Raw genomic sequence first — 26,463 nt, 5'->3', positions numbered from 1 at the left:
GCTTTAACCAGGCGTACCCGAGCGGAGGCCGCGTCACGCACGTCAGCTGCTGCCGGGATGCGGAAAGTCGCTACCGGACCGCGTGTTCTCCAAGCCCGCCCACGGGTCGTCCTTCTGCGCCAGCCGCCGCGCCATGTTCGCCAGGCCGTAGGACTGCGGCGTCACGCGGGCGACCTCGTCGAGGTCGAGCGGGGTCGCGGCCGGGGCACCCCGTCGGGCCCGCAGCGAGTACGGCGCGATCATCGTCTGGCCGTAGGCGTTGCGGTTGGTGTCCAAGAAGATCCGGTCGCCCCGCTTGGCCTTGCGCTGCTCGACGGTCAGCCGCTGCGGCTCGTCCCACGCCGCCTCCTCGGCCAGCTCCCGGATGGCGGACCGGACCTCGTCGAAGCCCCGCTCGGCGCGCAACGGTGCGGCGATGTGGAAGCCGTGTCCGCCGGTCGCCTGCACGCGCGGGGACAGCCCGGCGTCCCGGAACCGCTCGCACATCCGTCCCACCACCGCGCGCAGTTCGGCCAGTTCGACGCCGTCCGGCGGATCCAGGTCCAGCACCGCCAGGATCGGCCGATCCAGATCATCCACTGTGGACAGGCCGACGTGGAACTCCAGGCAGGCAAGGTTGGCCAGGTACAGCACCGTCGCGGCATCGTCGGCGACGACGTGGTGCACCGCCCCCGGCTCGCCGCGTTGCGGCACGGTCACCACCCGCACCCAGTCCGGGAAGTGGTCCGACGCCTCCTTCTGAAAGAAACCGCTGGATGCGATGCCGTCCGGGAACCGGCGCAGCGTCAGCGGTTTGCTCCGGGTGTGCGCGATCATGACGGCCGCCACGCTCCGGAAGTACTCGACCACGTCCCGCTTCCGGTAGCCGTCCTCGGGGTAGAAGACCTTGTCCGGATTGGACAATTCGATCTGACGCCCGTCGATCTCCAACTGCTCAGCCACGCGGCATCACCGCAGCTCGTCGTTGGTCCGTCAGGCGCATGTGGTGGGTGTACCCGAACCGGAAGCGCCCTAATCGGACCGGCCCGATCGAGAAGCACCCGTGCGTCGCATTGAGACGATCGGGTGAAGTTCGGAACCGGGGGCGGCTCAATTTGGTCCCATGGGGCGAGAAAACCCACTGGTGGCGCAGCTCGACCCAGGGAGACCATCCATGGAACAGCACGTGCACGCCGAACTGATCGGTGGTCCGGAGGACGGCCGGTCGTTCATCATCCCCGTACCGGAGAGCGACTTACCGATCGGTCAGTTCAGCTTCCCGTCGCAGCGCGACGGCGCGGCCCCCTTCGCTCGCTACGATCGGCAAGATCGCCGCGCGGACGGCGTCTGGCGCTACCGGTACGCAGGCGAACAACCCGTGCACCGCTGACCGGCACCACCAGCCACGCCTTCGCCCCGCAGCGCCACGCAAACCACTTCTGAAACAGTCTCTAGCCTGGTGAATGACCCTGGACGTCGGCCAGTCAGGGAGGTCCTGTGTCCCTCACCGAGCGGATCAGCAAGGCGATCGCGGCACCCGCTACCGATGACAGCTTCGACCCGCATGCAGAACTCGCCGACCTGCTGGCGGGTGTCGACCTGGCCCCAGCCGATTCCGGTGGACGCATCTCCTTCCGCGGCGCCGACCCGGTGGTGCCCAGCACGCTGCGGCTGGGTGCGGCCGCCGCGATCGCGCTGGCCGCCAAGTCGGTGGTGCTGGCGAAGATCTGGCAGTTGCGCGGCGGGCCCGGCCAGGACATCGCGGTGGACCTGCGCACCGCGCCGCACCGGCTGTGCCCGTTCTACGACCACCGGTGGGAGCTGCTGAACGGTTATCCCGGCACGAGCCAGGCGAACCCGAGCAACGCGCTCGGCTTCGCCTTCTACCGCACCGCCGACGACCGGTGGGTGATGCCGCTCAACCCGTACCCGAAGATCAAGATCGGCGCCCAGAAGCTGCTCGGCGTTCCCGACGACGGTGCGGCGGTGGCCCGCGCCATCGCCGGGTGGCGGGCCCGCGAACTGGAGGAAGCTGGAGCCGCCGCTGGGGTGGTCATGCCCGTGCTGCGCACCCCGGAGGAGATCCTCGACGAGGTCCAGTACCGCGACTTCCTCGCCGATCTGCCGCTGATCGAGGTGACCAAGATCGGCGACAGCGTCCCTGAACCGCTCCGCCCGGCCGCCGCTCCGCTCGACGGGGTGCGGGCCCTCGGCATGGGTCACGTGATCGCCGGTGCGGGTGCCGGTCGCGCGTTGGCACTGCACGGCGCCGATGTGCTCAACCTCTGGCGCCCCGCGGAACTCGAACACGACACGACCTACCTCACCGCCAACGTCGGAGTTCGATCGTCCACAGTGGATCCACGCCGCTCCGACGGTGCCCAGCTGATCCAGCGCCTGCTCGCCGGTGCCGATGTCTTCTACGCCAACCGCCGCCCCGGCTACCTCGACTCGATCGGGCTCGCGCCGGAGCAGGCCGCGGCGACCCGGCCGGGCATCATCCACGCAACCGCCTCGTTCAACGGCCGTACCGGGCCGTGGGCCCAGTGGGTCGGCTTCGACCAGTCCGCGGGCAGCGTGGTGGGCATGATGAACCTCGAAGGCGACGGCGAAACCCCTGCGCTACCGCCGATCCTGGTGGTCAACGACTACATCGTGTCGTGGCTGCTGGCGCTCGGCATCGGGCAGGCGCTCGTCCGCCGCGCCACCGAGGGCGGCAGCTACCGCGTGCACGTCTCGCTGACCAGGGCCGCGCTGTGGATCCTGAGCATGGGCATCTTCGACCGCGACTACGCCCGCACCATCGCCGGAACCGGCGAGGAGCACGCCTACCTGGACCCGGAGACGTTCACCGCGCAGACCCCGCTCGGCCACTACCAGGGCGTCACCGAGCAGGTCCGGATGACCGAAACACCGGGTGCCTACCGCCACGTCCTGCTGCCGCGCGGCGCCAGCCGCCCGGCCTGGCTGCCCCGCTGAACCGCAGGTGCCCGGCTCGGCCGGTTGACAGGGGCGTGTGACAGGGTTCGGGTATGCGGATCGCTTCCTGGAACGTCAACTCCATTGGTGCCCGGTTGCCGAAGCTGCTCGACTGGCTGGGCGCCGCCGAGCCGGACGTGTTGTGCGTTCAGGAACTCAAGTCCGCCGCCGACGCCTTCCCGATCGACGAAGTCGGCGAACTCGGCTACGAGGTCGCCGCGCACGGCACCGGCCGCTGGAACGGGGTGGCCGTGCTGTCCAAGGTCGGCATCGACGAGGTCCGCCGCGGGCTGCTCGACGAGCCCGGCTACCAGGCCGACGGCGCGATGTTCGAGACGCAGGAACCGCGGGCGATCGGTGCGACCTGCGGCGGAGTCCGGGTGTGGTCGGTGTACGTGCCCAACGGCCGCGAAGTCGGCCACCCGCACTACGCCTACAAGCTCCGGTGGCTCGACGCGCTGCGCGCCACCGCCGCCGAAGAGCTGGCCGCGGCCCGGCCGTTCGCGGTGCTCGGCGACTTCAACATCGCCCCGACCAATGCCGACGTCTGGGACATCACCGCGTTCGCCGACAGCACGCACGTCACCGAGGACGAGCGGAAGGCACTTGCGGCGCTTGCGGAAACCGGGCTCACCGAGGTCTACCCACGCGCCCTGAAGTACGACGTGCCGTTCACCTACTGGGACTACCGGCAACTGCGGTTCCCGAACAACCAGGGCATGCGCATCGATCTGGTCTACGGCAACGAGCAGTTCAGCACGGCGGTGACCGACTCCTACGTCGACCGCGAGGCCCGCAAGGGCAAGGGCACCTCCGACCACGCCCCAGTGGTAGTCGATCTGGACCTGCCGTGACCCGACGCGCGCCTCACGCCTGCGACGGTCGCTGCACGCCGCTGCGTTTCCGCGCGCTGACCACGATGAACGGCTCGACGGAGCGCACCCCGGACAGCCACTGCCCGGCCGTGACGAACTCGTACAGCGCGGCCCGGTCCGGCACCGTCACGTCGGCGCAGACCTGGTACTCGCCGGTGGTGGCCGCGGCGTAGCGCACCAGCGGGGAGCGCAGCAAGGCCTGGCCGGTGGCCTCCACCTGTGCCGGACGGGTCCTGATCCACAGCACCGCCTCGACGGGCAAGCCCAGCGCATCGGGCTCCACCACGGCCCGCACCAGCACCCGCCCGGACTGCCGCAGGCGTTCGACCCGACGTCGTGCGGTGGCCTCCGAGATCCCCGCGATGTGGCCGAGGTCCTCGTGGGTGCGCCGCCCGTCCTCGGCCAGCGCCTGCAGGATCAGCCGGTCCTCGCGGCTGTCCCCGACGCCCTCCCGCGGCGGCGAGGCCGTCACGGATTCGAATTCCCGCAGCTCGGCCACCTCGGCGTCGGTGAGCAGACCGGGCTGCCACTGGTGCACCGTGCGGAAGTACCGCAACACCGGGTGCGTCGAACAGCTCACCAGGCCGGGCGTCGCGGGCAGCTCGTCCAGTAGCACCGCGTCCAACCGCGAGGTGATCACCTCGGCGATGCAGTCCAGGGTTCCGGTCAGCGCGTAGACGAACGTGGTGTCCGCGCGCTGTGCCAGTGCGCGGACCACGGTGCGGACCATGCCCTGCGCACAGCCGATCCGCAGCAACATCGGGTCGCCGGATCTGGACATTCCGGTGACCACCACGATCCCCGACCGCAGCAGCCGGGTGCCGCGCCGCGCGATGGTGCGTTCCGGCTCGCCGAGCACCCCCGCGATGCGCCGCCACGAAGCCCGGCCGTCCACTTGCAGCGCCGCGACGATGCGCCGGTCCAGTTCGTCCAAGCGGACCTGGGTGTCGCTCATGGCCAAGTATGTGACCGGTTCCGCCGATGTCGCCGGGTCGGCTCACTGCTCCTCGGCGGTGGCGTGGTCGTAGTAGGCGAGCACGCCGCGCGCGCCGTGCAGGGCGAAGTCGGCTTCCGGGGTCGCGGGTTTTCCGGCCATCCCGATGATCTCCCGCATCGTCACGTTGACCAGGTCGTCGAGCGCGCGCCAGCGGGCCGCCGGATTGGTTCGGTCCTGCGCGTCCGACGCGAAGTCCGCCTCGCAGCGCCGCAGGCCCTCGCGCAACTGCCGCACCAGCTTCATGAACGTGCCATATCCGCGACCGGGCACCAGATCATCGGCGCGGGACGCCAACAGCCCGGCCAGGTAGCTGATGTCCTCGACGTGGTTGCCGAGCCACTTGCGGCGGCGGTAGACGCTCCCGAGTTCCGGCCAGCGCTTGCGCGCCGCCTGGCGGGAGCGCCCGGTGACCGCGCTCAGATCCGCCAGGCTCGCACCGAGCCACACCGTTTCCTCAGCAGCCGACGCGGTGACGCGCCCGGCCGCCTCGGACACCAACTCCTCCGCATCCAGTGCGGCGCGGAACCGACCGAGCGCCGCCAGCCGACGCGCCTGTTCGTCGCCGACATCGCTGCCCTTCGGTCCCGGATCGAGCACCTCCACGGGCACCGAGCCCGCCAACTGCCGGACCAGTCGCCCGGCCTCATCCGCCGACATGTCCCACCTCCCTGTGAACCTCGGGTTCACAGTATCAGCTGTAAACATCAGGTTCACAATTGAATTCCGCCGAAAAAATCGCCAGCCCACTGCTGAACTGCGCTTTCGGCCACATGGCAGCAATGCGCCAGATTCGAGTGAAAGGGCGTTTCCGCAGGTCAAGACGAACATGAACGTGGTGTTCACATTTGACCACTCGGCTTTCCCGCGCCAGGATCATCCATCTCACCCCAACAGCCCTGAACTGGGGTTTCTTCGTCATGCCCGCTTTCCGCGGCAGCCGAGCACAAGGAGCCGATGATGATCCATGCCCGCGGCCTGACCCGCCGGTTCACCGTCAAACGCCAGCCGGTGGATGCCGTGCGCGGCCTGGACCTCGACGTCGAAGAAGGCCAGTTGGTCGCCTTCCTCGGGCCGAACGGCGCTGGCAAGTCGACCAGCCTGCGGATGTTGACCACCCTGCTGCCGCCCACCTCGGGAACAGCAACCGTCGCCGGACGCGACATCACCACCGACCCCGCCGGGGTGCGCGCCCGCATCGGCTACGTCGGTCAGCTGACCAGCGCTGGCGAGAACTTCCGGGCCCGCGACGAACTGATCACCCAGGGCCGCAGCTACGGGATGACCCGCCACGAGTCGCGCCGTCGCGCGGACGAGGTCCTCGACATGCTCGACCTGACGCCGCTGGCCACCCGCACGCCCGGCACCCTCTCCGGCGGACAGCGCCGCCGACTCGACATCGCGATGGGGCTGGTGAACCACCCCGCGCTGCTGTTCCTGGACGAGCCGTCCACCGGCCTCGACCCGCACAGCCGCGCCAACATCTGGGAGCACATCCTGCGGCTGCGCGAAAAGCACCGCACCACGCTGCTGTTCACCACGCATTACCTCGACGAAGCCGACAACCTGGCGGAACGGGTGGTGGTCATCGACCACGGCCGGGTCATCGCGGACGGCACACCCGAGCAGCTGAAGGCGGACCTCGCCGGTGACCGGATCACCATCACCGTCGCGCAGCCGGACGTGGCATCGGCTGCGAATACGGCCACCCAGATCGCCTCCGCCGATGCCGTCACCGTCGAAGGCCGATCGGTTCGAATCCGGGTACCGCGCGCGGACACCGCGCTGCCGGAGTACCTGCGCGCGTTCGAGGAGACCGGGATCAAGGCGATCGCGGCCGAAACCGCCCGGCCCACCTTGGACGACGTTTTCCTCGCACTCACCGGCCGAAGCCTCCGCGAGAGCGAACAATCCTGAAAAACGATGAAAAGGACCTGTTGATGCAATTCTTCCGCGACACCGCAACAATTTTCAGCCGCGAGATCACCCCGACGCTACGCGCGCCGCTCGCACTGCTGTTCAGCATGGCACAACCGGTGCTGTTCCTGTTCTTCTTCGGTCCGCTGCTGACCGGCACCACCGGGTTCGAAACGTCGCCGTGGCAGTGGTTCGTACCGGGCGTGCTGGTGATGATGTGCCTGTTCGGCCCGCTGATGGCCGGTTACAACCTGCTGATCGAACTCGGCGGCGGCTCGATGGAGCGGATGCTGGTGACCCCGCTGAACCGCTCGGCGATGCTCATCGGCCGCACCCTCAAGGAGTTCGCACTGCTGCTGGTGCAGGCGCTGCTGCTCATCGGCCTGGCCCTGCCACTGGGTTTCCGCCTGCATCCCACCGGCGTGCTGGCCGGTCTGGCGCTGCTGCTGGTCTTCGGCGTCGGCCTCGGCGCGCTGTCGTTCGTGCTGGCGATCGTCGCGCATCCGGGCGGTGAACTGTTCTACGCCGTCACCCAACTCGTGCTGTTCCCCCTGCTGCTGTTGTCCGGCGTGCTGTTGCCGATGGACTTCGGCCCGGCGTGGTTGCAGGCCGCCGCCCGGTTCAACCCGGTCTCGCACATCGCCGATGCCGAGCGCGCGTTGTTCTCCGGTCAACTCGCCTCTCCGTCGGTGCTGGCCGGGACGATCGCGGCGGGCGTGATCGCGGCGGTCGGCGTGTGGTTGGGGACGCGAGCGATGAAACGCGGCATCTGACCCGGCTCGCCTGGTGTCTGTTTTAAGCGGCGTAGCCGCTTGCGGTGTGGGACTCAGCTCGCACCGCCGCGGGTTCTCAGACGTCGCCTCGCGAGGACAGCCACGACAGTGCAGTGAAACTGCGAATTGGAAGTACATGATGTCGGGGATCCCACAGCGAGACGGCGTCTGAGGTTCCGCTACGCAAACCACTGCTGGAAACAGTCTCTAGGCTGGAGGCAGCCAAGCACGAGGAGGCGACGTGTCGGTCACCGGAGAGCACGCTGCGGATGCCCGCATCCCCCTGCGCGACCAGGTGCGCCGGGAGTTGCAGGCCCGCATCGCCGATGGCCGACTGCGTCCCGGTGACCGGATCTTCGAACAGGACCTCGCCGTCGAACTCGGCATCTCCCGCGTCCCGGTGCGGGAGGCCATCCGGATGCTGCAGAGCGAAGGATTCGTCGACGTGCTGCCGCGCCGCCGGGGCGTGTTCGTCCGTGGACTCGACCGCGAGCAGGCCAAGGAGCTCTTCGAAGTGCGCGAGGCCCTTGAGGTCTACGCGGCTCGGCTGGCCGCGCATCGGGGTGAGCCCGCGGATGTGGCGCAGATGGCCGAGTTCGCCCGCCAGGCGCGCGCCGCGCACGAAGCCGGTGATGTCGACGGGATGTCGGACGCCAACGCGGCCTTCCACGACAAGCTCGTCTCGCTCGCGGGCAACGATCTGCTGGCGTCGATGCTGGAACCGCTGCACGGCCGACTCGCCTGGCTGTTCCGGATGAACCTGGAACCCGAGCGGGTCTGCGGCGAGCACGAGGAGCTGCAGGCCGCGATCGCCGCCGGGGACGCCGACCGGGCTGCCGAAGTCGCGCAGCGGCACGTACTCTCCAGCCGCCGGATGGTGCTGGAGCGGATGCTGTTCTGACTCGCGGGAAACCAGCGCGTCACGTTGGTCGGCTCCGGTAACGCAGTCGGAACGCGATCGACTTCGACATGACCTTGACCGGCTGTTCATCCGAACCTACCTTATGTATACATACTCTTATACTTCCACATAGTGGAATTCGGGTGATAACATGGCCGCCGAGTCCGTCGACGTCGATCCCCAGGTGAGCGCAACGCACCGACCGGTCAGCGATCGGCTCTACAACGCCGATCTGGCCCCACCGCAGCAGCGGCGTTGGAAGACCTACAGCATCTTCGCGCTGTGGATGAACGACGTGCACAACATCGGCAACTACACCTTCGCCGCCGGACTCTTCGCCATCGGCCTCGGCGCGCTGCCGTCGTTCTTCGCGCTGCTGCTGGGAATTCTGGTGGTCTTCTGGGGCATGAACCTGATGGGCTACATGGGGCAGAAGACCGGGGTGCCCTTCCCGGTCATGTCGCGCATCAGCTTCGGTGTGCACGGCGCCCAGATCCCGGCGCTGATCCGCGCCGTCATCGCCATCGCCTGGTACGGCATCCAGACCTACCTCGCCTCGCTGGCCGTCGTGGTGCTGGCGCTGCGCATCTCCCCGGCGCTGCTGCCGCTGACCCAGGACTCGATCCTCGGACTGTCCACATTGGGCTGGATCTGCTTCTTGTCGTTGTGGGCCGTGCAGCTGTTCATCCTCAGCTTCGGCATGGAGGTGGTGCGCAAGTTCCAGGACTGGGCCGGGCCGATCGTCTGGCTGGTCATGCTCGGACTGGCGATCTGGATGCTGGTGCTGGTCGGCGACCGGATCACCTGGACCCCGCCGAACGCGTTGTCCGGCCCCGCGATGTGGTGGGAGATGCTCGGTGCCGCTGGGCTGACCATCTCCACCTACGGCACGCTGATGCTCAACTTCTGCGACTTCTCGCGGTTCGCACCGAACCGGAAGTCGATCGTGCGCGGCAACTTCTGGGGACTGCCGGTCAACTTCACCGCGTTCGCGATGGTCTCGATCGTCGTCACCGCGGGTTCGTTGGCGCTGTTCGGCGATGTGATCACCGACCCGGCGAAGATCATCGCCAAGGTGCCAAACACGTTCGTGCTGGTCGTCGGCGCGCTGCTGTTCGCCTTCGCCACCATCGGCGTGAACATCGTGGCGAACTTCGTCTCACCCGCCTACGACCTCGCCAACCTCGCGCCGAAGTACATCAACTTCCGGCGGGGCGGCATCATCAGCGCGGTGGCGGCGGTCGCGGTGCTGCCGTGGAACCTCTACAACAGCCCGGCGGCGGTGAACTACTTCCTGGGCGGTCTGGGTGCGCTGCTCGGCCCGCTGTTCGGCGTGATCATCGTCGACTACTGGTTGATCCGCCGCGCCCGGATCAACGTTCCGGACCTCTACACCACCGACCCGGCGGGCGAGTACGCCTACCGCCACGGCGTCAACCCGCGAGCGCTGGCGGCCTTCCTGCCCGCCGCCGCCATCAGCATGGTGCTCGCACTGGCGCCGACGTTCTCGACAGTCTCGGCGTTCTCCTGGTTCATCGGTGCCATCATCGCCGGAGCGATCTACCTGGTCATCGCCGACCGCAAGCGCCAGTTCACCGACGTTTCCGGCGCGCACCTCAGCCAAGCCACCATCGCCTCCGGTATCCACTGAGTGACAGGTGAAGGGCACCTTTCCCCAACTTGCTTGGTAATAGGTGCCCTTCACCTCCGGAAATTCCACGCGGTAGGGGAAGAAATGCGGATCGTCGTCGCGAACGTCAACACCACTGAGGGTGTTACCGAGGTTATTCGGCAGCAGGCGGTGAAGGTTGCCGGGTCGGCCACCGAGATCGTGGCGGTGACGCCAGATTTCGGTGCTGATTCGGTGGAGGGCAACTTCGAGAGCTACCTGGCGGCGGTGGCGGTGATGGACCGGATCACCCAGATCCGGGAGCCCTTCGACGCGCTGGTGCTCGCCGGTTTCGGCGAACACGGCAAGGAAGGGCTGGCCGAACTGCTCGACATCCCGGTGGTGGACATCACCGAGGCGGCGGCGCACACGGCATGCCTGATCGGCCGCCGCTACGCGGTGGTGACCTCGCTGCGCCGCACGCTCGGCCAGATCCACGACCGACTGCGACTGATCGGTCTGGCGGACCGGTGCGCGGCGCTGCGCGCCGCCGAATTACCCGTGCTGGAGCTGGAAGCCGATCCGGAGCGCAGCTCCGAACGCATCGTCGAGGAGGCGCGGCTGGCGGTGGAATCCGACGGCGCCGACGTGATCGTGCTCGGCTGCGCGGGTATGGCAGGTCTGGCCGAACACGTCGAGGCCGCCGTGGACGTTCCGGTCGTCGACGGCGTGGCCGCCGCGGTCGCCCTGGCGGAATCCCTGGTCCGCCAGCACCTCACCACCTCCAAGCGCGCCTATCCCACCCCGCGCCGCAAAGCCATCAAGGGCTGGCCCATCACCCCGTTCGCCGCCGGGTGATGGGCACCCTTCACCAAGTATGTTGGTGAAGGGTGCCCCTCACCCACAGCCCGATCGGGTTCAGGAGCGCTCGGACTCGTACTTCTTGGTCATGTGCGCGACCGCGTCGTGCTGGGCCTGCGCGTGGCCCTGGCGGGTCGCGCTCGCCCGCTCCTTCGCGTCCAGTGTGGACTGTCGTTGGCCCTGGAACTCGGGCAGCACGTGCTGGGCGATAAGTTCGTAGGAGCGGTTGGTCGCCGCCGGGTTGGCCCAGTCGTGCGCCATCAGCAGCATCGCACCGAACCCGCCGGATTGGTCGGCCAGCCGTTGCACCTGCTCCACCGCGTCGTCGGGAGTGCCGATCACCCCGACGCCGGACTCGCGGATGAAGGCGATCATCTCCTTGAGGTCGCCGCCTTCGACGTGCATCTGCGGGAACGCCGCGACCTTCTGGAAGTACTGGAACCAGTCCACGATCCCGTACTCGACGTCCCGATATGCCTGTTCCCGCGTCTCGGCGACGTGCATCGGACCAACCAGCCGCCACGCGCTGCGGTCCACCTGCGTCCCGAAGGTCTCGGCGCGCTCGGTCATGATGCCCCAGTGGTAACCCAGGGCGTCGAAGCCTTCGGCCGTGAGGGTCGCACCGATCGACAACAGCCCGAGACCGTGCCGCCCGGCCAGCCGGGGCCCCGTTGGAGACGCGACCGCTGCAACGGCCACGTCGAACAGCGGATCCGAGTAGGGGCGCAGCTGCAAGCGCGCGTCGATGAGGTTGTGTGTGCGCGTCTGCGCCGTGACCGACTCGCCGCGCAACAGGCGCAACACGATGTCGATGTTCTCTTCGAGCAGTTCGCGGGTCTCGGTCGGGTTCAGCCCGATCATCGCGGAGTCCGTGGGCAGCGAGCCGGGTCCGACGCCGAGCATCGCGCGGCCACGGGTGAGGTGGTCCAGCAACACCATCCGGTCCGCCACCCACAGCGGGTTGTGGTACGCCAGCGAAACGACTCCGGTGCCCAGCCTGATCTGGCGGGTGCGTTCCGCCGCGGCGGCGATGAAGATCTCCGGCGAGGCGATTAGTTCACTGCCCGCGGAATGGTGTTCGCCGATCCACGCCTCGTCGTAACCGAGCGCGTCCAGGTGCTGGATGAGCTCAAGATCCCGGTGCAGCGCCAGGGTCGGGTTCTGGCCCGCCGTGTGGAAAGGAGCGAGGAAAATCCCGAAACGCAGTCTGCTCACGCCTACCTCCTGGGAGTCGGCGGGCGCTCCCGGTGCATCGTCGCACCCGCGGTGACGTCTCCCCAGTGCACTAAAGTCACCGCCGCTGCGCAATCGGCCGACCGAACAACACCGGCATAGGCAGCGCCTATTGCACCGTTAGACGTAACATCTTTGTCGTACCAACCGGTCGGTGATTGATTCGTTGACGTTCGGTCCCTCCTGTCCGCTGTGGACTAAACGGCCCGCCCGAAGGAGCTGCAGAGTGCTCGCAGACGACCAGCCCGTTGCGCCATCCGGCACCCCGTTCCCCGTCCGGTTGGCCGAACTTGCCGCCGCCGACCCCGACCGCGCCGCGCTGACCTGCGAAGACACCACCCTCACCCGAGCCGAGCTGGAGTCCGCCACCAATCGGTTCGCCCGCGATCTGCGCGACCGCGGGGTGCGGCCGGGCGACTTCGTCAGCATCGTGCTGCCCAACGGCGTGCCGTTCGTGCTCGCGCAGGTCGCGACGTGGAAGGCGGGGGGCATTCCGCAGCCGTTGAGCCCCAAGCTCCCGACCGGCGAGCTGGCCGAGATCGTCGCGCTGGCCGACCCGGCGCTGGTGATCGGCGACGTCGAACCCCCGGTATCCGGTTCTCGACCGGTGCTGCCCGCGCAGTTCCGCAGTGCCCGGCAGGACGACAGCCCGTTGCCGGTCGTGGTCTCGCCCTCGTGGAAAGCACCGGCCTCCGGCGGCAGCACCGGCCGCCCGAAGGTGATCGTCGCCGGGCGGCGGTCGCTGGTGGAGGAGGTCGACCCGCAAGCCAACGGTTTCGGAATCGAGCGGGACGGCGTGGTGCTGGTGCCGTCGCCGGTCTCGCACAACGGGCCGCACATGGCCGTCGGGCTGGGGTTGCTGCGCGGCAACCACGTGGTCCTGATGCGCCGCTTCGACGCCGCCAAAGCCCTCCAGCTGATCGCCGAACACCGGGTGACCTGGTTCTACACGGTGTCGACGATCCTGAGCCGGATCGCCAAACTACCCGCGGATGTGCTCACCACGGCCGACATGTCCAGTCTGCGCACGGTCTTCCACACCGCGGCGCCGGTGCCGGTGTGGCTCAAGCGGCACTGGATCGACTGGGTCGGTCCGATCCTCCGCGAGATGTACTCGGCCACCGAGTCGCAGGCGGCCACGCTGATCACCAGCGAGGAGTGGCTGGAGCATCCGGGCTCGGTGGGACGGGTGCTGCGCGGCGAGATGCAGGTGCGCGATGCCGAGGGCCGGGTGCTGGCGCCCGGCCAGGAGGGCAAGGTGTGGTTGCGCCGCGATGCGGGCACCGCGCCGACCTATCGGTTGTTGGGCGGAGAGGCCAAGATCGATCCCGACGGTTGGGAATCCCTGGGCGATGTCGGCTGGTTCGACGACGACGGCTACCTCTACCTCGGCGACCGGGAGGCGGACATGATCCTGGTCGGCGGCGCGAACGTGTACCCGGCGGAGATCGAGGCGGCGCTCGGATTGCACGAGGCCGTGGTGGACAGCTGCGTGATCGGGCTGCCCGACGACGACCTGGGCAACGTCCCGCACGCCATCGTCTTCCCCCGCCAACCGGTGACGGAAGCGGCGTTGCTGGACCACTTGCGGTCTCGGGTCGCGCCCTACCGGTTGCCGCGCAGCTTCGAGTTCGTCGCCGCGCCGCTGCGCGACGAGGCGGGCAAGGTCCGCCGCTCCCGCCTGCGCGCCGAACGCCTGAAGCCGCGGTGAGGAACTGATCCACTCTCCGACAACTACCGCAATCCCCTACTCGGGTCTATCCACAGTGGACGGTGCTGTGACCGAAACCTCCCCTGTTCGCACTGAATCGACACGAGCGGCGTCTTGCAACCTGCGGTGAACGCGGGTTTACTCCTCGGGTGAACACAAGTTCACAGTCGATCGCGAGGAGCTAGATGAGCAGCGCCGCCTCCGCTTCCCCCGCCCCAGCGCGACGTTCGAAGATCGTCATCGGGGTGCTCGCATCGTGCGGGATCGCGGTGTCGTTGATGCAGACCATGGTCGTACCGCTACTACCCGAATTCCCCAGACTCCTCGACACCACCCGATCCAACGCGGCGTGGCTGGTCACCGCGACGCTGGTGGCGGGTGCGGTGTGCTCGCCGGTGCTCGGCCGACTCGGCGACATGTACGGCAAACGGCGGATGCTGCTGGTCGCGCTGGCGATGATGTCGGTGGGCAGCGCGATCGGTGCGGTCAGCGACGAGTTCATCGCGGTGCTGGTCGGCCGCGTGCTGCAAGGCGCGGCGATCGGGGTGGTGCCGTTGGGCATCAGCATCATGCGCGACGAACTGCCCGAGGATCGGATGGGTTCCGGAATCGCGCTGATGAGCGCGACGCTGGGCATCGGCGGCGCGGTGGGCCTGCCGGTGACCGGACTGGTGGCCGAGAACCTCAACTGGCACTGGCTGTTCGCGGGCGCAACCCTCTTCGGCATCGGCGAGATCTTGCTCGTCCGGCTGGTGGTGCCGGAGTCGTCGCTGCGCAGCGGCGGCCGGTTCGACGTCCTCGGCGCGCTGGGCTTGTCGGCGGCCCTGACCTGCTTGCTGCTGGCGATTTCGAAGGGCAACGACTGGGGCTGGACCAGTGGTGTCATCCTCGGGCTGCTCGCGGCGGCAGCGGTGCTGTTCGTGCTGTGGGGCTGCTACGAACTGCGCGTCGTCGCACCGCTGGTCGACCTCCGGGTGTCGGCGCACCCGACGGTGCTGCTGACGAACATCGCTTCGGTGCTGATCGGGCTGGCGATGTTCGCCGGGTTCATGGTGGGCGCGCAGATCATGCAGGCCCCGGAAGACACCGGGTACGGCTTCGGCATGTCGTTGGTGGTCACCGGGCTGGTGCTGCTGCCGATCGGCGGGGCGATGGGCGTGTTCTCCCCGGTCTCCGCCCGGATCTCCCGACGGCGCGGACCGCGCGCCACGCTGATCATGGGCGGCACCGTGCTGACGTTGGGCAACCTCGCCGGATCTATGCTGCACGACCCGTTACCGCTGGTCGTGTTCAACTTGACGGTCGTCGCGATCGGCGGCGCGCTGTGCTACGGCGCCCTGCCGACGCTGATCATGCAAGCGGTGCCGCCGACCGAGACCGCCGCGGCCAACAGCCTGAACAGCCTGGCCCGCTCGCTGGGGACGTCCAGTTGCAGCGCCATCGTGGTGGCGCTGACCACCGGGTCGGTGGTGCAGATCTCCGGGGTGAACTACCCGTCGGTGCTCGCCTACTCCTGGGTGTTCACGGTGGCCGGTGGAGCGGCGCTGCTGGCGGCGGTGATCGCCGCGGCGACCCCGGCCGCGCGTCGGTACATGCCTGTTACCGCCCAGGTGGCGACTGCGATCGGGCAGTCACGCTAGCCTGAACGACATGCCCAGCACGGCTCCGGCCGCGACGGTCGACGAGGACCAGCGGCGCGACGCGAGCGGCACCCGCGAAGCCATCCTCAAGATGGCCCGCCGACGCTTCTCGTCGTGCGGCTACGCCGACGTGACACTGCGCGACATCGCCGCGGACGCCGAGGTCAGCGCGGCGCTGGTGGTGAAGTACTTCGGCAGCAAGGAGAACCTGTTCGAGGAAGCGTCGACCTTCGAACAGGACGCGGAACGCCTGCTGGACTGCGAACTCCCGAACCTGGGCGAACACCTGGTCCGAACCCTGCTGGACTACCACGACCGCACCCAGGGCGACCCGATGGTGAGAGCGGTCTTCACGTCGTCGCGCCCCGCGGGAGCCCAGTTCCGAGCGAACTTCGAACGCCAACTGGTAACCCGCCTGGCGAAACGCCTACCAGGCCCCAAAGCCCGCCTCCGAGCAGAGCTGGTCTGCAGCCACCTGATGGGCCTAGGAGCAGCCCGCCTAGTCCTGAGAACAAAAGCAATAAGCGCAGAACCCAAGGAAAACCTGATAGCGATAACGGCCCCACTGCTCCAAAACTGGCTCAACGGCCCGCTGTAGCGGAGCCCCGCAGTCGTGAGTGCGTAACCGGGCTGGAGCCGGTTACGCACTCACGAGTGGACGGGTCAGCGGACTTCGAGGACTGGGATTCGGCAGTAGACGTTTTCGCCTCTTACCGACTCCCATTCGTCGGCTTCTCTGAGGTGTACCAGACCTCGTGCTGCGAGGTCGTCGAGGTGTTCGCCGACCTTGCGGGATTCCCAGACGTGGGCGACCGTCGCCACCACCAGGCCGCCGGGGCGGACCACCCGGACCAGTTCGTCGAAGACCTCCGGGCCGACGTGACCGTCGGTGATGGTGCCGACGCAGATCGCCGCGCCGTAGGTGTCGTCCGCGACGTCCAAGCGCTGCGTCAGGTCGGCCTTGCCCAGGTTTCGGTACACGCCGCGGGCCCGAGCTTGGTCGAGCATGCCCTGCGACAGGTCGACACCGTCGATCACCGACACCGATCGCCGCGCCAGCGCCACACCGACCAGCCCGGTTCCACAGCCCGCGTCCAGCACCGGGCCCGGATCGCCGCCCACCACGTCGACCAGTCGGTTCGCCGCGTTCGCGGGCGCTACGTAGTCCATGCCGTCGATCATGTCCGTGTCGTAGTCGGTTGCCCACTCGTCGTAGACGGCTTCGGCCTCTTCCTTGCTCTTGAGGTCGTACGCGCGCTGCAACTTCGGACTGCGCTCAGCCATGATCGGCACTCCTCCCGCTCGGATCAGCCAACCCTCGCACGATCCGAATCCGCGGGAAACGACCAACATCACAACGGTGGACCGCAGTTTCAGTTGGAACTGCGGTCCACCGCGAACGGCGCTGATGGTCGTGAGTGCGCAACCGGGCTCCAACCCGGCTATGCACTCACGAGGTCTTCAGGCCGAGCGGCCGAGGACGGTGGCGTGCGGAACCCCGTCGAGGGCTTTGGTGAACTGCTCGATCACGTCCGTCAGGGGTTCGGCGCTGTCCGGGTGGACGCTGAGCTGGTCGCCCACCACCGACAGGTGCTTGTCCAGCAGGAAGAAGCTCTGCACCGCATGCCGGGCGCCGAGCGAGTGCACCACCGGTCGCAGTGCGTAGTCGATCGCCAGGACGTGGGCGACCGTGCCGCCGGTGGCCAGCGGTAGCACCGCCTTGCCCGCGAAGCCGAACTGCGGCAGCAGGTCCAGGAACGTCTTGAGCAGGCCGGAATAGGCCGCCTTGTAGGTCGGCGTGGCCAGCACGATGCCGTCGGCCTCGGCAACGCTGGCGGTGGCGTCGGCGATCGCCGGGTCGCGGGTGTCGGCACCGAGCAGCGCCTCCGCGGGCAGGGTGCGAACTCGCAGGTGCTCGACGCTGCGGTCAGCGGCCGCCAAGCGCTGCGCCACGTGTTCGCCGATCCGTTCGGTCTTCGAAGTGCGCGACGGGCTACCGGAAATTACCAGAACGCTGGACACACGTGCTCCCTGATCACGTCCACTGTGGACTCGGGCTGTTCCGGATCCGCGCGCGGCAGCGCCAAACCCGGACTGGCGGCACGATGAGATCAACAGGACTGGGCGGACACGCGGCGGAAATCCACGTGTCGCCGCTTGGTGAGCACCGGGAACGTCACGGGTCAATCGTGAGCAGCGCAACGCGGCATGTCAATCGGTGGTCCGCACTTCCCACCAGCCGGACACCTCGCCCACCGGCCGCGATGTGGCGCTCAACACGCGCCAGGGCGGCGGCTGGGCAGCCACTTCGCACCAAGACCACAGTGGACGGTCAGTCGGCCAAGGCGTTCGACTGCCGCCGGATGGTGCGCGGCATCGGGATCGCCGCTGGGTAGCCGACCCGCATCAGCAACTGCGGCACGCCATCGAGCCCGAGTTCATCCCGGAACCCGAAGCGCACCTCGGGCAGCCGCAGCGGCTGGGCCAGCACGGAAGCCGCCAAACCCAGCCGGGTGGCCTCCAGCCAGGCCCGCTCAGCGGCTTCGCCGACCTGGAGGTGATCTCGCGGGTTGTCCGTGATCGTGCTGAACACCAGCACCGATTCCGGCGTCAGCCATTGGGCGATGCGTTCCAGATCGGGCACGTCGGTGGACAGGCCGTCACCCGCGATCGGTGCGATCCAGACACCCAATTCCTGCTGGTAATTCGAATCGTCGTGGTCGGCTCGCGCGGCGTAGCCGAGCAGCCTCGCCAGCGCGTGCTCCTCAACTGCTCCGTCCACCCAGGTGGCCTGCGTCGTCGACGCGTCGAGCACGGCGGCGCGCGCCAGGTGCGGAATCGGTCGGTCGGTGAAGGCCCGGCGGAAGTCGACGCGGCGTGCGATGGCCTGCCAGCGGTCGCGATCCACCGCTGTCGGGTGTTGCCGGTGCGTACCGATCATCGTCGCCTCGCCATCCGACTCATCGTCCCAGCTCACATCGGTGGCCCAGCCGAGGCCGCGCATCGCGACCACCAGGTTGGCGACCGCCGACCCGCACGACATCCGTCGATCGCGTCCTTCCGGGTCCTGCCGAACCAGTTCGGCCATCGGGCGAAGCCGGAGCGTGGCGGTACGCCCGTGCATCCGAAGCGACCAGGGCTGCGTGTCGTACGCCGACGGGGCACGGCGCACTGCCTCGGCCAGTGCGGCCACCTCGTCGGTAGTCCACGAACGCTCGTCGGCGGATACAACCGGGGACCGGCGCAGCATCGGGAACCATTTCATGCGTTGACACCTCCAGGCGACGGACAAACACCGATGACCGTGCCGTCAGCGGGAGAGCTCCAGCAGAGGAAAAAGTCCCGGCTCCCAGCAGCGCGGCAGCGCCCGAAATTGGCGATCTGGCCATCTCGCCGGGTGATTTTCGGCGTTTTGGCACTGGCGTACCCGAGGGCTGGGAGACGAAGCTGGGGGCGCGACACCGAAGGAGGAACGCATGTCGACAGCACCGCGCAACACCGCGTTGTGGCACCCGTTCGCGGACATGTTCGAGGTCCAGAGCAGTCAGTTCTGCGTCAGCAAGGCCGATGGGGTCTGGATCTACGACCAGGAGGGCCGCCGTTACCTAGACGGCACCGCGAGTCTCTGGTACGCCAACGTCGGCCACGGCCGCACCGAGATCGTCGAGGCCGCCGCAGCGCAAATGCGCACGCTGGAGTCCTACTTCGTGTTCAACGACTTCACCAACCCGCCCGCCGAGGCGCTCGCGGACCGGCTCGCGCAACTCGCCCCGATGGACGACGCGAGGATCTTCCTCACCACCGGGGGCGGCGAGTCGATCGACACCGCCGCGAAGCTGGCCCGGCAGTACTGGGCCCAGGTCGGGCAACCGCAGCGGACCCACATCCTCAGCCGCGGCAACGCCTACCACGGCACCAACGGCATGGGCACCAGCATCGGCGGAATCCCGGTCAACCAGGCCGGGTTCGGCGATCTCGTGCCCGAGACCAGCCGGGTCGCCCACGATGACGCGGAGAGCCTGCGGGAGGCCATCGACCGGCTCGGCGCGGACCGAATCGCGGCGTTCTTCGCCGAGCCGGTGATGGGTGCGGGCGGGCTGTACCCGCCGCAGCCGGGCTACCTGGAGGCGGTCGCCAAGATCTGCGCCGAGCACGAGATCCTGTTCGTCGCCGACGCGGTGATCTGCGGCTTCGGCCGGGTGGGCAGCTGGTTCGGCGTCGAGCGGTGGGGCCTGCAACCGGACATGATCACCTTCGCCAAGGGCGTGACCAGCGGATACCTGCCGCTGGGCGGCGTGGTGATCGCCGACCGGGTGGCCGAGCCGTTCTGGAGCCAGCCGGGCCGCCCCTTCCGGCACGGCGCCACCTACTCCGGACATCCCACGGTGTGCGCCGCGGCACTGGCCAACCTGGACATCCTGGAGCGCGAGAAGCTGCTGCCTCGGGCCGACGAACTGGAACGCCCGCTGCACGACGCGCTGCGGCAGCTGGCCGAGCACCCGGCCGTCGGCGAGGTGCGCGGCGGCACCGGCCTGCTCGGCGCGGTCGAGCTGGCGCCGGAGCTGCTGGCCGCCGATCCCGGCGCGGTGTTCCGCGCGCAGGTCGCCATCCGCGATCTCGGCGTGATCGTGCGCCCGTTGGGCAAGGCACTGGCGGTGTCGCCGCCGCTGATCATCAGCGAGTCGGAGATCGAGCAGCTCGGCAAGGCGATGCGGGAAGGTCTGGACACCCTCGTCTGAGCCGATCGGGGTGCCCGCGCCGTCGGTGCGGGCACCCCGATCGCCGTGGCGAAAACCGGCCATCCGGCCGCTGGACATCCGTCGAACATCGGGCTGGAATATTCCCGTTGCGGAACCGATACGTACCGGTCTGTACCAAGTGGGATCAGTGCCGTACGTTTCTGGCCAGACCACTGTCGTGCACTGCGCACCACTGTTGGCACGATTGAGCCCGGTGGCCGAACTCGTTGTGCCGCAACAGGGTTCGCCGAGAACCGTCCACATTAGACAACCGAGGGATGTCAGATATGCGCCGAGTCACCTGACAGGCCGCGCGCCGCGCGGGCCGACCGGGCGCCGTGCGACGCGCCCGCCGGAGAGAACGACATTCCACTCGGAAACAACCCGTGAGCGGCGCTTCGAGAATTCGCCGCCCCTGTGGACAAGCCACCCGCACGAGTTGGCAAAATACGGCAAGCGGGTGATGACGCGCAGCGGACGCGGACGGAGGACGACAACCAGGTGAACACCCAGACCTCACAAGTCGACGATCTGCGACTCATCGCACTGCCCAGCGCGTTGAACTGCACCGAGATGTTCGTCCGATTTTCCTTGACAGAGTGGTCGTTGCGCGAATTGATCGACGAGACCACGCAGCTGGCCGCCGCGTTGGTGACCGCCGCGGTGGACAGCGCCGACCCGGACTCCCCCGGCTTCATCACGGTCCGGCTGCGGCTGAGCGGGGAAAGCCTGGTGGCCGAGGTCGAGGACGAGCAGGCGACCATCCCGCCCGCGCTGGCCCCCGGATTCGCCGGTGGCCGCTGCGGCGCCACCGCACTGCGCGGCGGTGGCACGCTGGTCTGGTGCGAGGTGCCGTTGCCGAGCGGTGTTTCGGCGAACGCGGTGCCGTTGCCCCGCCGCTCTCGGAAGCGCGCCTCCCAAGCGGAGCACCACGTCGAGGAAACCGCCGAGATCGACCCCGAGGTGATCAAGCGCCTGCTTTCCGGGCTGAGCAACTCCGACGTGTTCTGAAGGCCGTCTCCGAACTCGTTTCGCGGTCCGGGATCTCCGGCACCGCGCATGCTGGCTGGTACTGGTTTCGCAGGCCGCTTCGGCGGGCATCACCCGAGGCATGGACCATTTGACGTTCCGCTTCGAGTTGGCGCAGCAGTTGCGGGTCGACTCGGTGCGCGCGAGCAGCGCAGCCGGGTCGGGGCACCCCACGTCATCGATGTCCGCCGCAGATCTGCTGGCCGCGCTGCTGGACGGTCACCTGCGGCTGGACTTCGGCCGCCCGGACGATCCGCGCAATGACCACCTCATCTTCTCCAAGGGGCACGCCTCGCCCCTGTACTACTCGTGCCTGAAGGCGGTCGGCGCGATCGACGACGCCGAACTGCTCACCTTCCGGAAGTTCGGCAGCCGCCTGGAAGGCCATCCGACACCCGTGCTGCCCTGGGTCGACGTGGCAACCGGCTCGCTCGGCCAGGGCCTGCCGATCGGGGTGGGTCTGGCGCTGACGGCGCAGCGGCTCGACCGGCTGCCCTACCGGGTCTGGGTGCTCTGCGGCGACAGCGAGATGGCCGAGGGGTCGATCTGGGAAGCGCTGGAGCACGCCGGGCACGAGCAGTTGGACAACCTCATCGCGCTGGTCGACATCAACCGGCTCGGCCAGACCGGCCAGACGATGCACGGCTGGGACCTCGACGCCTACGCCGCCCGCGCCCATGCGGCCGGTTGGCGCACGCTGCAGATCGACGGCCACGACCCGGAGCAGGTCGAAGCCGCGCTGAAGGACGCCGAATCCGGGGACGGTCGGCCAGTTGCCGTGCTGGCGGCCACCAAGAAGGGCAAGGGCGTCGCCGAAGTCGAGGACAAGCCGGGATTCCACGGCAAAGCACTGGTGCATCCCGACGAGGCGATCCGCGAACTCGGCGGCATCCGCGACCTGCGCGTCACCCCGGCCAAGCCCACCGGCACCGAAGCTCCGCACACCTTCGCGGTGCGCGGCGGCGGGTTGCCCGCGTTCGAAGTCGGCAGCAAGGTCGCCACCCGCAAGGCATACGGCGAGGCGCTGCGCGCCCTCGGTGATCGGCGCGGCGACGTGGTGGCGCTCGATGGCGAAGTGTCGAACTCGACCTTCTCCGAGCTGTTCCGGGACGCCAACCCGGAACGCTACTTCGAGATGTACATCGCCGAGCAGCAGTTGCTCTCCGCGGCGATCGGCATGCAGGTGCGCGGCTGGGTACCGTTCGCCTCGACCTTCGCGGCATTCCTCAGCCGCGCCTACGACTTCATCCGGATGGCCGCGGTGAGCCGGGCGAACCTGCGCCTGATGGGCTCGCACGCGGGGGTGTCCATCGGGGAGGACGGGCCGTCGCAGATGGCGCTGGAGGACATCGCGGCGTTCCGCGCGGTGCACGGCAGCACAGTGCTCTACCCGTGCGACGGCAACCAAACCGTGCGACTGGTGGAGGCGATGGCCGACCGCGGCGGCATCAGCTACCTGCGGACCACCCGCGGCGGCACGCCGGTGATCTACGAGCCGGGCGAGGACTTCCCCATCGGCGGCTCACGCGTGGTGCGCGACGGCGACGACGTCACGCTCGTCGGCGCGGGCATCACCCTGCACGAGGCACTCCGCGCAGCGGAAATCCTTGCCAAGGAAGGAATTCAGGCTCGCGTCATCGACCTGTACTCGATCAAACCGGTGGACGTGCACACGCTGCGCCGGGCAGCCACCGAGACCAGCGGACTGGTCACCGCCGAGGACCACTGGCCGGAAGGCGGCCTCGGCGAGAGCGTGCTGAGCGCCCTGGCGGGGACCGAAACGCCGGTGCGGATCCTGGCGGTGCGCACCATGCCCGGCTCCGGCACCCCGGCGGAGCTGCTCGGGCAGGCGGGCATCGACGCACCCGCCATCGCCAACGCAGCCCGCAAACTGGTCACCGCCTGAACTTCCTAGGGGTCGGGTGGCATCGACGCCAGGGAGAGCAGTGCGGCGAATGCGGCTAGCCCGGCTAGCACCGCGAACACGACCGAGTAGCCGCCGAACACCTCCGCCAGCGCCGCGCCGCCCCACGGTGCCAGTGCGATCGCCACCAGCACCGGCGCGGAGAGCATTCCGTTGAGCCGCCCGAACTGCGCCGCACCCCAGCGATCGCTGATGGCCGTCGCCTGGAGCAGGGTGAAGACACCGCGCGCCGCCCCGGCCAACATCGCCGCGGCGATCAGCAACGCCGCAGGGCCGGGGATGACGGCCAGCAGTCCGGTCGTCGCCGCGCCAGCCGCGATCACGACCGCTGTGCGGGTGTGCGCTGCCGTGCTGTTGACCAACCGCCCGTACCCCAAACGGCCGCAGACCTGCCCGACGCCGCCGAGTCCGAGCGCGATGGCGGCCAGACCGGTGGACATCCCGCGTTCGATCAGCAGCGGCACCAGGTTGATGACCACGGCGTAGATCGCGAACGCGCCCAGGCTCATCGCTGCCGCGAGCGCGATGAAGGCGCGACTGCGCGCCACCGCGCCCGGATCGCCGTGCCGCGCCTCGGTTTGGGCGGCGCGTGGCCAGGCGCCGCGCAGGCCGAGCGCGTGCGCGGGGATCGTGATCAGGCCGAGGATCACGGCGAGCACGACGTACGTCGTCCGCCAGTCCAAGTGGGCGTTGAGGACGGCCGTCAACGGTGCGAACACGGTGCTGGCGAGTCCGGCGACCAAGGTCACGGCTGTCAGCGCCGTCACCCGCCGCGGCCCCCACCACCTGGTCAGCGCCGCGAACGCGGGCTGGTAGAGCACTCCGGAAGTGGCCAAGCCCGCGACGATCCAGGCGACGAAGTACCACGCCGGGGTCGTCGCGCTGGCGACGCCGAGCAAGGCCGGGACGGCCAGCAGCGAACCCGCCGTCATCACCGGGCGCGGCCCCCAGCGGTCCAGCCAACGGCCGACCGCCACCCCGGTCAACGCCGCGGTGATCTGGCACACCGAGAACCCGGCCGTCAGCATCGCCACCGACCAACCGGTGTCCGCGCTGATCGCCGGTGCCAGCACGGGAAAGGCGTAGACCAGCACGCCCCAGCTGGTGATCTCGGTGCCGCACAGCACCAGCAGGACACGACGCAGGCCAGCTTCGGACAGCGGGCTCACCGCCGCGGTCCGCAGTGGATTCGCATTCCCTCCAACAACACCTTCGACGGGCGTGGTGTCAAGCCCCAGCCACCCCAACCGCCACATCCGCGAGGTCATCGGAGTTCCGCGTGTTTTCACCAAGTGGGACGGGTAGTCGGTTGTCGACACAGCTGGATCGACCGGCGGGGGACACGATGATGCCCGTACCTGACCGCGGAGAACTGCTCAGGTTCCTCTGCCACGTCCGTTTTCCGGCCACCAAGCGGGAGATCTTCCAGCAGTGCGTCGCGCTGGGAGCTCCAGCGGCGCACCTGGAACGCATCGAGAGCCTGCCCGACGGCGTCTACGTCGAGCCCGACACAGTGCTGCAGGCACTGCCGCACCGCACGCCGTAAATCGTCCACATTGGACTGGAACGTGTCAGGAACGCCGTTTCCGCCGGGTGTGCCAGCAAACGCCAGCGGTTCCGGCCACGGTCAGCAGCGCCAGCGTGAGCGAGCTCAGCACCAGCCCGCTCACCAGGCACATCAGCGCCACCAAAGCGGTGACCGCGAGCACCAGCAGCACCAGCAGCCTGCGCACGCCGGGCCAGCGGCGGCCACCGTCGAACCGATCGAACTTCTCCGCCAGCCGAGGATCATCGGACGCCAGAGCGGACTCGATCTCGGCCAACCTGTCCCGCTCGTGCCTGCTCAACATGACGAGCTCCTAGCGACGTTCGCTTCGACCCCAACGAGGTACCCGTCCCCCACCTGCCTCAAGCCACGGATGGGCCCATCCAGATTCGCACGCCGAGGTTGGTCACCGAACGCGGCAGCCGGGTGATTTTCCAGCACGCACAGCAACATCCGACGATTACCGAACGTCGTCGGACAGGCCGGTCAGGCCAACGCGTAGTGCACGACGCCCTCGATCTCCGCTTTGCCCAGTTTGCCCTGCAGGCTCAGCACATCCAGGTGGGCTGCGGTTTCCAGCACCGCCATCATCTGGTTGAAGGGGTCGAGCTCGTCGAGGGTGCGTTCGCGGCGGGTCCAGGTCAGCGCGCGGGCCGCCTCGTAAGCGGTGCTGGCGCCGCGGCCGACGACCTCCGCGGTCGCGGCCAACCGGGCGTCGTGGTGGTCGAGCAGTTCGTCCACTCGCTGGTGCACGCTCTCGGTGACGGGGCCGTGCGCGGGCAGCAGCCGCATGTCGGGCAGCGTGCGGACCAGCCGCAGCGACGCCAGGTAATCGCGCAGCGGCACTTCGCTCGGGGCCTGCTCGAAGCCGATGGACGGCGTGATGTGCGGCAGCACGTGGTCCCCGGCGAACATCAGGTCGTTGGCATCGTCGATGAACACCAGGTGCCCACGGGTGTGCCCCGGCGTCGCCAACGCGCGCAGCGGTCGGTCGGCGAGGCTGAGGTCGGCGGCGTTGCCGATCCACTCGTCGGGCTCTTCCCAGACGTGCGAGCTGCGACGGCCGCCCTGCTCGCGCGCGGCCACCACCGCGTCGCGCACCGGTTTGGCGCCGCACTCGTCGAGCAGTTCGATCTGCTTGTCCAGCGACCTGTGGTCGGGGGCCATCAGGACGCGGATGGTGTAGCGCTCGTCCTCGCCCAACAGCACCTTGGCCCCGAACTCCCGCCGCAGCGCCACCGCCTGGGTGTAGTGGTCGCGGTGCGCGTGGGTGACCAGGAACCGGTTGATGTCGCCCAGCCCGGCTCCGATCTGGCGCAGCGCGGTGCTGAGCTGGTCCCGCGACTCCTCCAGCGCCCAGCCACCGTCGATCAGGGTCAGCGCGTCGCCGTCGGCCACCGCGTAGACGTTCACGGCACGCAGACCGTCGTTGGGAAGGGGCAGCGGGATCCGGTGCACGCCCGGCGCGACGGGGTATGCGCCCGGCTGCATCCACTCGTGCCGCGAGTCGCCCATGACCACACCTCCAAGCACGCCCCTGACCTGGGCGGTCCACCAGGAGTACCACACACATACCAACCGGTCAGTGTGCTGCGGGCCGCAGCACGCGACGCGCTCGGGACCGTACGTCCGAGAACGCGCGACGGCGCGAGTGCCGCGACCTGACGCGCTGATGCCCAGCACATCGCGGCCGAGCTGCGAACTTCAGCCACGCGAGGACTACGGCCACCACATCCACCCGAAGCGTCCAAAG

26 protein-coding genes are annotated in these 26,463 nt (G+C 68.7%); 15 read left to right on the top strand and 11 right to left on the bottom strand.

The window, feature by feature from the left end; all coding sequences use genetic code 11:
* Positions 1 to 42: 42 nt before the first annotated feature.
* The gene (ligD, locus tag MOQ72_RS25330) at positions 43 to 942 is read right to left on the bottom strand and encodes a non-homologous end-joining DNA ligase (protein ID WP_242188131.1); all 900 of its coding nucleotides are present in this window, start codon (positions 940 to 942) and stop codon (positions 43 to 45) included.
* Between the two features lie 211 nt (positions 943 to 1,153).
* Here ligD and MOQ72_RS25325 point away from each other — a divergent pair, with 211 nt between their 5' ends.
* From MOQ72_RS25325 to MOQ72_RS25315, 3 genes are all read left to right on the top strand, one after another.
* Complete coding sequence (locus tag MOQ72_RS25325; RefSeq protein WP_242188130.1) at positions 1,154 to 1,369, top strand: DUF8847 domain-containing protein; 216 nt, start codon at positions 1,154 to 1,156, stop codon at positions 1,367 to 1,369.
* A gap of 107 nt (positions 1,370 to 1,476) precedes the next feature.
* On the top strand, positions 1,477 to 2,958 hold the full coding sequence (locus tag MOQ72_RS25320; protein WP_242188129.1) for a CoA transferase: 1,482 nt from the start codon (positions 1,477 to 1,479) through the stop codon (positions 2,956 to 2,958).
* 53 nt (positions 2,959 to 3,011) lie between these two features.
* Complete coding sequence (locus tag MOQ72_RS25315) at positions 3,012 to 3,812, top strand: exodeoxyribonuclease III (RefSeq protein ID WP_242188128.1); 801 nt, start codon at positions 3,012 to 3,014, stop codon at positions 3,810 to 3,812.
* 13 nt (positions 3,813 to 3,825) lie between these two features.
* On the opposite strand, the gene MOQ72_RS25310 is transcribed toward MOQ72_RS25315, so the two are convergent.
* The 3 genes from MOQ72_RS25310 to MOQ72_RS25300 are packed head-to-tail and all read right to left on the bottom strand — an operon-like array spanning position 3,826 to position 5,749.
* A complete protein-coding gene (locus tag MOQ72_RS25310; RefSeq protein WP_242188127.1) occupies positions 3,826 to 4,788 on the bottom strand; it encodes an Lrp/AsnC family transcriptional regulator in 963 nt (320 codons plus the stop codon).
* 42 nt (positions 4,789 to 4,830) lie between these two features.
* Positions 4,831 to 5,487, bottom strand: a complete 657-nt coding sequence (locus MOQ72_RS25305) for a hypothetical protein (RefSeq protein WP_242188126.1) — start codon at positions 5,485 to 5,487, stop codon at positions 4,831 to 4,833.
* Positions 5,488 to 5,521: 34 nt separating this feature from the next.
* Complete coding sequence (locus MOQ72_RS25300) at positions 5,522 to 5,749, bottom strand: hypothetical protein (RefSeq protein ID WP_242188125.1); 228 nt, start codon at positions 5,747 to 5,749, stop codon at positions 5,522 to 5,524.
* Between the two features lie 38 nt (positions 5,750 to 5,787).
* Here MOQ72_RS25300 and MOQ72_RS25295 point away from each other — a divergent pair, with 38 nt between their 5' ends.
* The 5 genes from MOQ72_RS25295 (at position 5,788) to MOQ72_RS25275 (ending at position 10,885) form a co-directional block, all read left to right on the top strand.
* Entirely contained in the window at positions 5,788 to 6,744 is a 957-nt protein-coding gene (locus tag MOQ72_RS25295) for an ATP-binding cassette domain-containing protein (protein ID WP_242188124.1), read from the top strand.
* A 23-nt stretch (positions 6,745 to 6,767) separates the two neighbouring features.
* The gene (locus MOQ72_RS25290) at positions 6,768 to 7,517 is read left to right on the top strand and encodes an ABC transporter permease (protein WP_242188123.1); all 750 of its coding nucleotides are present in this window, start codon (positions 6,768 to 6,770) and stop codon (positions 7,515 to 7,517) included.
* A 241-nt stretch (positions 7,518 to 7,758) separates the two neighbouring features.
* The gene (locus tag MOQ72_RS25285) at positions 7,759 to 8,418 is read left to right on the top strand and encodes a GntR family transcriptional regulator (RefSeq protein WP_242188122.1); all 660 of its coding nucleotides are present in this window, start codon (positions 7,759 to 7,761) and stop codon (positions 8,416 to 8,418) included.
* Between the two features lie 151 nt (positions 8,419 to 8,569).
* Complete coding sequence (locus tag MOQ72_RS25280) at positions 8,570 to 10,069, top strand: NCS1 family nucleobase:cation symporter-1 (RefSeq protein WP_242188121.1); 1,500 nt, start codon at positions 8,570 to 8,572, stop codon at positions 10,067 to 10,069.
* A gap of 84 nt (positions 10,070 to 10,153) precedes the next feature.
* A complete protein-coding gene (locus MOQ72_RS25275; RefSeq protein WP_242188120.1) occupies positions 10,154 to 10,885 on the top strand; it encodes an aspartate/glutamate racemase family protein in 732 nt (243 codons plus the stop codon).
* Between the two features lie 60 nt (positions 10,886 to 10,945).
* Here MOQ72_RS25275 and MOQ72_RS25270 read toward each other — a convergent pair whose 3' ends face one another.
* Positions 10,946 to 12,103: an LLM class flavin-dependent oxidoreductase gene (locus MOQ72_RS25270; RefSeq protein ID WP_242188119.1), complete on the bottom strand. Its 1,158-nt coding sequence runs from the start codon at positions 12,101 to 12,103 to the stop codon at positions 10,946 to 10,948.
* 244 nt (positions 12,104 to 12,347) lie between these two features.
* On the opposite strand from MOQ72_RS25270, the gene MOQ72_RS25265 reads away from it, so the two are divergent.
* The 3 genes from MOQ72_RS25265 to MOQ72_RS25255 all read left to right on the top strand — a co-directional run bounded on the left by MOQ72_RS25265 (position 12,348) and on the right by MOQ72_RS25255 (position 16,070).
* On the top strand, positions 12,348 to 13,832 hold the full coding sequence (locus tag MOQ72_RS25265; protein WP_242188118.1) for an AMP-binding protein: 1,485 nt from the start codon (positions 12,348 to 12,350) through the stop codon (positions 13,830 to 13,832).
* A gap of 185 nt (positions 13,833 to 14,017) precedes the next feature.
* The gene (locus MOQ72_RS25260) at positions 14,018 to 15,472 is read left to right on the top strand and encodes an MFS transporter (RefSeq protein WP_242188117.1); all 1,455 of its coding nucleotides are present in this window, start codon (positions 14,018 to 14,020) and stop codon (positions 15,470 to 15,472) included.
* 10 nt (positions 15,473 to 15,482) lie between these two features.
* Positions 15,483 to 16,070 (top strand): TetR/AcrR family transcriptional regulator, encoded by a 588-nt coding sequence (locus MOQ72_RS25255; protein WP_242188116.1) that lies wholly within the window; start codon positions 15,483 to 15,485, stop codon positions 16,068 to 16,070.
* Between the two features lie 65 nt (positions 16,071 to 16,135).
* On the opposite strand, the gene MOQ72_RS25250 is transcribed toward MOQ72_RS25255, so the two are convergent.
* The 3 genes from MOQ72_RS25250 to MOQ72_RS25240 all read right to left on the bottom strand — a co-directional run bounded on the left by MOQ72_RS25250 (position 16,136) and on the right by MOQ72_RS25240 (position 18,737).
* The gene (locus MOQ72_RS25250) at positions 16,136 to 16,756 is read right to left on the bottom strand and encodes a class I SAM-dependent DNA methyltransferase (protein WP_242188115.1); all 621 of its coding nucleotides are present in this window, start codon (positions 16,754 to 16,756) and stop codon (positions 16,136 to 16,138) included.
* Between the two features lie 177 nt (positions 16,757 to 16,933).
* On the bottom strand, positions 16,934 to 17,494 hold the full coding sequence (ssuE, locus tag MOQ72_RS25245) for an NADPH-dependent FMN reductase (protein WP_242188114.1): 561 nt from the start codon (positions 17,492 to 17,494) through the stop codon (positions 16,934 to 16,936).
* Positions 17,495 to 17,804: 310 nt separating this feature from the next.
* Complete coding sequence (locus MOQ72_RS25240) at positions 17,805 to 18,737, bottom strand: nitroreductase family protein (RefSeq protein ID WP_242188113.1); 933 nt, start codon at positions 18,735 to 18,737, stop codon at positions 17,805 to 17,807.
* Between the two features lie 211 nt (positions 18,738 to 18,948).
* Between MOQ72_RS25240 and MOQ72_RS25235 the strand changes: the two genes are divergently transcribed.
* The 3 genes from MOQ72_RS25235 (at position 18,949) to MOQ72_RS25225 (ending at position 23,146) form a co-directional block, all read left to right on the top strand.
* On the top strand, positions 18,949 to 20,211 hold the full coding sequence (locus MOQ72_RS25235; RefSeq protein WP_242188112.1) for an aminotransferase family protein: 1,263 nt from the start codon (positions 18,949 to 18,951) through the stop codon (positions 20,209 to 20,211).
* 501 nt (positions 20,212 to 20,712) lie between these two features.
* Positions 20,713 to 21,222, top strand: coding sequence for an ATP-binding protein (locus MOQ72_RS25230; RefSeq protein WP_242188111.1), 510 nt, complete (start codon positions 20,713 to 20,715; stop codon positions 21,220 to 21,222).
* A gap of 100 nt (positions 21,223 to 21,322) precedes the next feature.
* The gene (locus MOQ72_RS25225) at positions 21,323 to 23,146 is read left to right on the top strand and encodes a transketolase (RefSeq protein ID WP_242188110.1); all 1,824 of its coding nucleotides are present in this window, start codon (positions 21,323 to 21,325) and stop codon (positions 23,144 to 23,146) included.
* A gap of 5 nt (positions 23,147 to 23,151) precedes the next feature.
* On the opposite strand, the gene MOQ72_RS25220 is transcribed toward MOQ72_RS25225, so the two are convergent.
* Positions 23,152 to 24,432: an MFS transporter gene (locus MOQ72_RS25220; RefSeq protein ID WP_242188109.1), complete on the bottom strand. Its 1,281-nt coding sequence runs from the start codon at positions 24,430 to 24,432 to the stop codon at positions 23,152 to 23,154.
* A gap of 80 nt (positions 24,433 to 24,512) precedes the next feature.
* On the opposite strand from MOQ72_RS25220, the gene MOQ72_RS25215 reads away from it, so the two are divergent.
* Positions 24,513 to 24,710 (top strand): DUF2795 domain-containing protein, encoded by a 198-nt coding sequence (locus tag MOQ72_RS25215; RefSeq protein WP_242188108.1) that lies wholly within the window; start codon positions 24,513 to 24,515, stop codon positions 24,708 to 24,710.
* Between the two features lie 25 nt (positions 24,711 to 24,735).
* On the opposite strand, the gene MOQ72_RS25210 is transcribed toward MOQ72_RS25215, so the two are convergent.
* On the bottom strand, positions 24,736 to 25,014 hold the full coding sequence (locus MOQ72_RS25210) for a DUF3040 domain-containing protein (protein WP_242188107.1): 279 nt from the start codon (positions 25,012 to 25,014) through the stop codon (positions 24,736 to 24,738).
* Positions 25,015 to 25,196: 182 nt separating this feature from the next.
* Positions 25,197 to 26,225, bottom strand: coding sequence for an MBL fold metallo-hydrolase (locus tag MOQ72_RS25205; RefSeq protein ID WP_242188106.1), 1,029 nt, complete (start codon positions 26,223 to 26,225; stop codon positions 25,197 to 25,199).
* Positions 26,226 to 26,463: the final 238 nt, after the last annotated feature.

It is taken from the genome of Saccharopolyspora soli (genome assembly GCF_022678645.1).
Taxonomy (GTDB): domain Bacteria; phylum Actinomycetota; class Actinomycetes; order Mycobacteriales; family Pseudonocardiaceae; genus Saccharopolyspora; species Saccharopolyspora soli.
Note: the sequence above shows the minus strand (reverse complement) of the source record. Positions and strands in the feature narration are given on the sequence as shown.

What these genes read in the sequence shown, in the direction of transcription:
- MOQ72_RS25325 (WP_242188130.1), top strand. Translation starts at nt 1,154, where the DNA reads ATGGAACAGCACGTGCACGCCGAACTGATCGGTGGTCCGGAGGACGGC.
- MOQ72_RS25315 (WP_242188128.1), top strand. Translation starts at nt 3,012, where the DNA reads ATGCGGATCGCTTCCTGGAACGTCAACTCCATTGGTGCCCGGTTGCCG.
- MOQ72_RS25310 (WP_242188127.1), bottom strand. Translation starts at nt 4,788, where the DNA reads ATGAGCGACACCCAGGTCCGCTTGGACGAACTGGACCGGCGCATCGTC.
- MOQ72_RS25305 (WP_242188126.1), bottom strand. Translation starts at nt 5,487, where the DNA reads ATGTCGGCGGATGAGGCCGGGCGACTGGTCCGGCAGTTGGCGGGCTCG.
- MOQ72_RS25300 (WP_242188125.1), bottom strand. Translation starts at nt 5,749, where the DNA reads ATGACGAAGAAACCCCAGTTCAGGGCTGTTGGGGTGAGATGGATGATC.
- MOQ72_RS25295 (WP_242188124.1), top strand. Translation starts at nt 5,788, where the DNA reads ATGATCCATGCCCGCGGCCTGACCCGCCGGTTCACCGTCAAACGCCAG.
- MOQ72_RS25290 (WP_242188123.1), top strand. Translation starts at nt 6,768, where the DNA reads ATGCAATTCTTCCGCGACACCGCAACAATTTTCAGCCGCGAGATCACC.
- MOQ72_RS25280 (WP_242188121.1), top strand. Translation starts at nt 8,570, where the DNA reads ATGGCCGCCGAGTCCGTCGACGTCGATCCCCAGGTGAGCGCAACGCAC.
- MOQ72_RS25275 (WP_242188120.1), top strand. Translation starts at nt 10,154, where the DNA reads ATGCGGATCGTCGTCGCGAACGTCAACACCACTGAGGGTGTTACCGAG.
- MOQ72_RS25260 (WP_242188117.1), top strand. Translation starts at nt 14,018, where the DNA reads ATGAGCAGCGCCGCCTCCGCTTCCCCCGCCCCAGCGCGACGTTCGAAG.
- MOQ72_RS25255 (WP_242188116.1), top strand. Translation starts at nt 15,483, where the DNA reads ATGCCCAGCACGGCTCCGGCCGCGACGGTCGACGAGGACCAGCGGCGC.
- MOQ72_RS25250 (WP_242188115.1), bottom strand. Translation starts at nt 16,756, where the DNA reads ATGGCTGAGCGCAGTCCGAAGTTGCAGCGCGCGTACGACCTCAAGAGC.
- MOQ72_RS25240 (WP_242188113.1), bottom strand. Translation starts at nt 18,737, where the DNA reads ATGAAATGGTTCCCGATGCTGCGCCGGTCCCCGGTTGTATCCGCCGAC.
- MOQ72_RS25235 (WP_242188112.1), top strand. Translation starts at nt 18,949, where the DNA reads ATGTCGACAGCACCGCGCAACACCGCGTTGTGGCACCCGTTCGCGGAC.
- MOQ72_RS25225 (WP_242188110.1), top strand. Translation starts at nt 21,323, where the DNA reads ATGGACCATTTGACGTTCCGCTTCGAGTTGGCGCAGCAGTTGCGGGTC.
- MOQ72_RS25220 (WP_242188109.1), bottom strand. Translation starts at nt 24,432, where the DNA reads ATGACCTCGCGGATGTGGCGGTTGGGGTGGCTGGGGCTTGACACCACG.
- MOQ72_RS25215 (WP_242188108.1), top strand. Translation starts at nt 24,513, where the DNA reads ATGCCCGTACCTGACCGCGGAGAACTGCTCAGGTTCCTCTGCCACGTC.
- MOQ72_RS25210 (WP_242188107.1), bottom strand. Translation starts at nt 25,014, where the DNA reads ATGTTGAGCAGGCACGAGCGGGACAGGTTGGCCGAGATCGAGTCCGCT.
- MOQ72_RS25205 (WP_242188106.1), bottom strand. Translation starts at nt 26,225, where the DNA reads ATGGGCGACTCGCGGCACGAGTGGATGCAGCCGGGCGCATACCCCGTC.